Annotated in this window: 4 protein-coding genes and 1 pseudogene; all 5 read right to left on the bottom strand. The window is 32.7% G+C overall.

Annotated features, from left to right (window positions below; all coding sequences use genetic code 11):
* The coding region (locus FJ213_12655; protein ID MBM4177000.1) for a bacterioferritin at positions 1-79 on the bottom strand (79 nt) is incomplete at its 3' end.
* Positions 80-236: 157 nt separating this feature from the next.
* Entirely contained in the window at positions 237-1,031 is a 795-nt protein-coding gene (gene truA / locus FJ213_12650; GenBank protein MBM4176999.1) for a tRNA pseudouridine(38-40) synthase TruA, read from the bottom strand.
* A gap of 93 nt (positions 1,032-1,124) precedes the next feature.
* Positions 1,125-1,682, bottom strand: a pseudogene (locus FJ213_12645) (ORF6N domain-containing protein).
* 613 nt (positions 1,683-2,295) lie between these two features.
* A complete protein-coding gene (locus FJ213_12640) occupies positions 2,296-3,585 on the bottom strand; it encodes a hypothetical protein (protein MBM4176998.1) in 1,290 nt (429 codons plus the stop codon).
* 2 nt (positions 3,586-3,587) lie between these two features.
* Entirely contained in the window at positions 3,588-5,267 is a 1,680-nt protein-coding gene (locus FJ213_12635; GenBank protein ID MBM4176997.1) for an ATP-binding protein, read from the bottom strand.
* Positions 5,268-5,556 lie beyond the last annotated feature (289 nt).

Here is a 5,556-nt window from a genome sequence, read left to right as displayed (position 1 = left end):
GGAAATACATATATTGATGGACGGCAGTCAGTTCATCCGCAACCGCTTTATTTAGTAGCTCAATACTTTTTTCGTGCATATAAAAGCTCCTCTCAATTAATTTCAACTATTTGATTTTCAATTTACTTGTTCAAAAATACAAAAAATGATTGACAAGAGTGCAATGGACATTATTCAAGATTGTATTATCTGCGTAAATCATAATAATCAGCGTAATATGTGTTCCATTTAAAATGTTATTTTAAGTTTGAATGTGATATTCTCATAACGCTTTCAAGATTTTTATTCGGTTTGTCGTTTTTATAATATACTTTTTCAAGAAACAATCCGGACGGCGGTGCAGTATATTTTGCCGGTTCATTTGATTTTGTGTGAATTAACTCATCGACTTTGGCGATAGTAATTTTCCCTCTTCCAACTTCGGCTAAAACACCGACGACTCTCCTTACCAATTTCCAAATGAAATGCGAGCCGACAATTCTTATCAGTATCAAATCGCCTTCTTCCTTCATCTCAATATTTTCTATTAAGACTTTAGTAGATTTTTCTTCCGGGTCGTCTTCTGTAAACGACTGCAAATCCTTCATTCCGAGAAATAGCTTTGCTGCTTTTTCCATTTGATGAAAATTGAGTTTATCTTTTATCCACCAAACATATCGTTTTCCAAATGCAGTCCTTCGTCGTGAGATTTGGTAAATGTAGCTTCTTGAAACCGCATCGTGCCGTGCATGAAAATTTCTATTTGCTTTTTCTACTTCTATAATATTAATGTCTGAAGGAAGCGCATCATTCATTCTCATTCGGATTATTTCGGGTGCAAGCACAGTCTTCACATCAAGATGTGCGGCTTGACACAAAGCGTGAACACCAGCATCTGTTCTGCCTGAACCCTGAAGTTCGAAATCGTCTGTTTTAAAAACTTTTTTGCACGCACCGATTATTTCACCTTGGACAGTCCTTGCATTTTTCTGAACCTGCCAGCCGGAATAACGCGTGCCTTCATATTCTATGTAGAGTTTGAAGCGGGACATTGGTTTAGTTATTAGTTAATGGTTAACTGGATCTCATTGATTAGTTTTCAACTTATTGAATTGCCTGTCTTTATTCATTTTGCTGATTAATTTCTAAAATCTTTTTCTGCCTTCCTCTATAACAAAACCAATCTTTCGCTTCGGAGCTTCTGGCGGTGTAATCAACTGGTTAATTACTTGAATAATCTGCACAATTTGATCATCATGTGCTTGAAGCTTTTGTTCTAACTCTTTTAGTTTTTCCTCGACTTTTTTGTGAGTTGAAATAATCTCTCTCAATTTCACAAAAGCACGCATGATTAAAATATTTACTTCTATCGCTTTATCGCTTTTTAAAACTGATGAAAGCATCGCCACGCCCTATTCTGTAAAAGCAAATGGTTCTGCACCTCCAAAATAGCTTTTAGATGGTATCACATTTTGTGATACCATTAAATCAACTTCTCTCCCATTAAGAATAAAAGCGAAGTCAAAGGGGAATCTTTTCTTATTTCTTTTTACTGCTTGTTTTAACACACGAGTTTCAACACCGTATAGTAAAGCTAAGTCTCTATCAAGAATTACTCGCTGATTCCTTATAACCAATATCTTGGCTATAACTGATTCCGCAGGAATTAAAGAAGTTGAACGTGTCTTTTGTGATTTTTTCATAGATGAATTTGATTTTTCTTATGTGCAAGATAAATTAATCCTTCAAATAATTGCAATTATCACGGCTCAAATTCCATTAGCAACTTTCTAATAAGTTATCGGAATAAGTTAAAAGATAAATCGCCTTTCTGGGTATTCTAAGTAAAGTTTGAAGAGAGGTAGGAGCAGTTAAACCTTATTCATTATAAAAAGATACTTGAATCCTCTTAAATAAAAATTGAATTGCCTTGCACGGTTGTGCCAAATTGAAGTGTTCGAGGTTTGATTGTGGCGAGTGACACAAATTATATCAATTGTCTCAAAATATTTTTGAAGTCGCTGGTAAAGTAAAAAGCCAGTTGGAGTAAATTTTTTTATCAATCTAGCGCCTATGATATATGCTAAGAGTCTAGCAATTAAGAATGCTGTTTTTGTTTTGAATTTTCAAAATTAAAATATTTTAAATTTCCCTCCACCCAGTCATATAAATCAATCTCCAAAAAATCTAAAAAGTTTTCAAATTCAACTTTATGAAATTTTATTTTTATTACCTTGCAATATTCTTTATAAATACTACGAATTTTATCTTTTATAATAAAGTTATCATTTGATACCATGATATTCAAATATAATTTTATAATAAGTCGTTTGATTTCTTTCTTATTGCATTTGAAAACTCATTTAGAACTTTTGCAGCTTCTTTATGAGAAAGCTTTTCTACTGCTTCTGCTAAAGCACAAATCATTGTTATATAAAACTTTTTCCCTGCTGCTGATTTACACCACTTAATATATGCTTTATGACCACGATTGATTTTAATTATTTTTTTACCATTATCATCTATTTCGACTTTGTATAACAACTTTGGGCCATAATTAGTTAAATCAATTCCGACCTCATCTTTCGAATCTGTCTTACTTATTTTCTCTTTTAACTTTTTAATGGCTTGAGTTTCCTTTTTAGTAGGTGTCTTATAATCTATAGCTTGATGTATTATATCCTCTAATTCATCATGCATTTTTTTATTTATATTTATCCATAATTCGGAATCAGTATCTATTTCTGATTTATTCATTGAAAGAGGTAAATCAAAATCAATATATAATTCGCCATATAGCCTTTCAACATTCCATCTTTTACTTGGATCAATATGACCGAAGTATTCCTTTTCTGCGACATTCCTTCCATATTGGTATATTTTAAATCCACCTCTCTCAGAAGTTGTATCGGGCACAATACCATATTCCCCGGTCATTGAATATTTTTCGCCTATTAAGTCAAAATCAATCTTAAATCTTTTGTATGTCTGTTTGTCATAAAGAATCTCATTACATTTAACCAGCTCTCCGTCAACTATAAACTCTACTTTATTTTTTGTAATTAGTGGTCGATATGTTTTTTTTATTCTATCGATAATATTCTTTTTTGTAAACTCTTTTTTCATATTAGAAATTTCAAATATTACATTTGCCTGATCGCGTAACGATTTGTACGGATCAACTTCAAAACCGTCTGTAAATCCAATATCTCTATTTTCCCAATCTTTTACTCTTACACAATATCCCATTAATGCATTTTTTGGATGACTTTTAATTATAAAACTTTTTGCAAGATATCCTAGGGCAGCTTTTCCTCCTTGACCATATCTTCCAATTCTTCCTGTTCTTTTTTCGCTATGTCCCCAAGTGAAAAATTTCTCCAGGTCATCAATAGACATTCCCTTCCCGTTAAAATTTTTGATTATCAGCTTACTTTCTCCAGGATCATAGTCGATTGAAACAATAAGTTTTTCACCATCAATACGATCGTCTACAGCATTATCCAACAACTCAAAAAGAGCAATATATGGATTAGAAAAATTCTTAAATAAAGCTGTGATTAATTTTGGGTCAAAGCTTTCTTTAATGATTTTTGCATCTAACATAACTATTTAATGTCTTCTTGTTTTATCCTCTTGCTTCGACAATGACGCACTTCTACGACGAGAGAATTTTTAAATTGAGGGCTGTTAATTATTGCTTGTCCGGGGTTGAGAGCAGGGACTGAATCCCACATTTCTTCGGTTACATCGCCTGATGATTGTTTTAGAACCTCCAAATTATTTTTACTACGAATATTATGAACTACTCGCGTGTTTGCTAATTCAAATATTTCACCTGGTAAATGTGCTGGTTGTTGAGAAATGAAACATAAACTTAGCCAACGCTTTCTTCCTCTTCTTGCTATTTCCTTTAACTTTCTAATCGTTTGTATCATTCTATCTTTATTTTCACGACTGACAAAAGTATGCGCCTCTTCGATCATGATTAGTGTCTTTGGCAATGTTGCATCATCCCTTTTGGCCTTGAATACTCTTTCCAAGAGTTGAGCAATTAATAAATTCTTTTCGTAATCACCGGTATAGCTTAAATCAAAAACAGTAACCCTTCCTGGTACGAGATATTTGCTTGGATCAATTGATGAAGCAGTTTTAACATCAAATGCTTTTGTTCTAACTAGCTCCAACAGTTTTCTTTTCAACGGAATAAGTGATTGTGCCCTTACTAAAATTTCATTTACCTTATTTTCTTCAGACTCGTTATCTTTATCTTTTTTAGATCGTCGTTGCTTAACTATAATATTATCAATTTCTGAGATTATATCGTTGAGTGTATAGCCTGATTTTTTGGTTGTTTTTGGTATTATTCTTTCTGGATCAAGTTCTTCTTTTTTAGGATGTTTTTTTAATTGGTCAATTATCGAAAATAATGCAGCAGACTGAGGTTCTGTTGTTTGAAGAATTTCTCCTAGCATGTATTCATCAATTTGATCAATATTAATAGTCACATCTTCTGCAGTATCTATTGTGGATTCATGATTGCAGAGTTTTAGTACATAAAAATCATCAATTCCTTTTGGCTCAATTCCAAATATTTCTCTCAATTTTCTCAAATGTTTGTCTTCAACTTCTTCAGGTTTATTCATCATGGTATATTCACCTTCTACATCAAGAATTACCACGGCCCATTTTTCTTTGAGGTCTTTTTCCCTTTCTGCTAGCTCCTCAATTAGAACTTGTGCTGTATTCGTCTTGCCAGAACCAACCGTTCCGAATATTCCTATGTTTCTTGGTAAAACTGAAATTTTTCGTGAGTCAAATTTTATATGAACTTTAGGATAACCTTCAAGGTGACCTACCAAGAAATTGCCATCTTTCAAACCTAAAATCGCATTCAAATCATCTTCTCCTAGCTCAACTACTTTTGATTGAGGACTTGGGCGGCTGCTAGTACTATAAATAAATGACCCAAATAATTCTCCTATAATTTCAATAATAACAGTTGCATAAAAATTAGGTGGGACGGGAAACTCTTCTCCTCTTAATATTGACACTTGCGCCAAAGCTGATTCACGCGTTACTTCTTCTGGTTGGAAGAATGGCCCTTCTAAAATTCTGCCGATAAACTCTTTTCGTTTCCTCTGTTCATCTGCTTGTGAGTTTATAATCTTAATAAACTTATTTCGCAAAAGTTTTGAAGACTTTTCTTTTATAACTAAAGCTTCGACTCGAATACTTTTGATATTTGGTTTATCAAAATGTATAAAGCCAATAAGATCGGAGTCCATTTTCTACCTTCTTCTTGTACTTCTTTCTGTTTTTTCAAAATCTAATATTTTCTTTCGTGCTAATTTTGATTCTATTTGGTTTTTAAAATCTTCAGGTGATAATAATCTTGAGCAAACAGAATCAGCATAATCTAATAATAAAGGAAATCCGCGCATAGGCTGGAAACTACTATCAGCAAACAATAAATGAACCATTTTTTCTAAATTGTTTTTAGGGGCATAAAAAACATATGCCCGATTACTATTAAACACTTTGTAAATACCTACACTATATTTGTTTTTCGCAAAT

The sequence above is a fragment of the Ignavibacteria bacterium genome, assembly GCA_016873845.1.
In the GTDB taxonomy this organism is placed as follows: Bacteria; Bacteroidota; Ignavibacteria; order Ch128b; family Ch128b; genus JAHJVF01.
The sequence above is the reverse complement of the archived record's forward strand: the minus strand, read 5'-3'. Positions and strand labels throughout refer to the sequence as shown.

Coding starts and splice junctions, on each gene's coding strand:
- FJ213_12640 (MBM4176998.1), bottom strand. CDS start 3,585: ATGTTAGATGCAAAAATCATTAAAGAAAGCTTTGACCCAAAATTAATC.
- FJ213_12635 (MBM4176997.1), bottom strand. CDS start 5,267: ATGGACTCCGATCTTATTGGCTTTATACATTTTGATAAACCAAATATC.
- truA (MBM4176999.1), bottom strand. CDS start 1,031: ATGTCCCGCTTCAAACTCTACATAGAATATGAAGGCACGCGTTATTCC.